Genomic DNA, 1,190 nt, shown 5'->3' with positions numbered 1-1,190 from the left:
TACTCGTTGATGGCGGCGACGACGCCGGCGCCGACGGTGCGTCCGCCTTCACGGATGGCGAAGCGCAGCTTCTCTTCCATGGCGACGGGGACGATCAGGGTGACGTCCATGGTCACGCTGTCGCCGGGCATCACCATCTCGGTGCCCTCGGGCAGCACGCACACGCCGGTCACGTCCGTGGTGCGGAAGTAGAACTGCGGGCGGTAGTTGGTGAAGAACGGCGTGTGGCGGCCGCCCTCCTCCTTGGTGAGGATGTAGGCCTCGGCCTTGAACTTGGTGTGGGGCTTGACCGAGCCGGGCTTGCACACGACCTGGCCGCGCTCGACGTCCTCGCGCTTGGTGCCGCGCAGCAGCACGCCGACGTTGTCGCCTGCCTGACCCTGGTCGAGCAGCTTGCGGAACATCTCGACGCCCGTGACCGTGGTGGTCTGGGTGTCGCGGATGCCCACGATCTCCACCGTCTCGCCGACCTTGACGATGCCGCGCTCGACGCGACCCGTCACCACCGTGCCGCGGCCCGAGATCGAGAACACGTCCTCGATGGGCATCAGGAACGGCTTGTCGATCGGACGCTCCGGCTGCGGGATGTAGGCGTCCACCGACGCCATCAGCGCCAGCACGGCATCGTGGCCGACGGCCTTGTCGCCGTTGTCCAGCGCCACCTTGGCCGAGCCCTTGGTGATCGGGATGTCGTCGCCGGGGAAGTCGTACTTCGAGAGGAGCTCGCGCACCTCCATCTCGACGAGCTCGAGGAGCTCGGCGTCGTCGACCAGGTCGACCTTGTTCAGGAACACCACCAGCGCCGGCACGCCGACCTGACGGGCCAGCAGGATGTGCTCGCGGGTCTGCGGCATCGGGCCGTCGGCCGCCGACACCACCAGGATCGCGCCGTCCATCTGCGCCGCGCCCGTGATCATGTTCTTCACGTAGTCGGCGTGGCCCGGGCAATCCACGTGCGCGTAGTGACGGTTGGCCGTCTCGTACTCCACGTGCGCCGTCGAGATCGTGATCCCGCGCGCCTTCTCCTCCGGCGCCTTGTCGATCTGGTCGTAGGCCGTGAACGTCGCACCGCCCGACTCCGCCAGCACCTTCGTGATCGCCGCCGTCAACGACGTCTTGCCGTGATCAACGTGACCAATCGTGCCAATGTTGCAGTGCGGCTTCGTACGCGCGAATTTCTCTTTGGCCAT

At 67.0% G+C, this 1,190-nt stretch carries 1 protein-coding gene; it reads right to left on the bottom strand.

What is annotated here, in order from left to right; translation table 11 throughout:
• Positions 1-1,190 (bottom strand): elongation factor Tu (gene tuf / locus MFF30_RS24340; protein WP_056480538.1); only part of this gene is annotated, 1,190 nt, incomplete at its 3' end.

Source organism: Methylobacterium goesingense, assembly GCF_022179225.1.
Lineage (GTDB): Bacteria > Pseudomonadota > Alphaproteobacteria > Rhizobiales > Beijerinckiaceae > Methylobacterium > Methylobacterium goesingense.
This window is presented reverse-complemented; position numbering and strand designations above follow the sequence as displayed.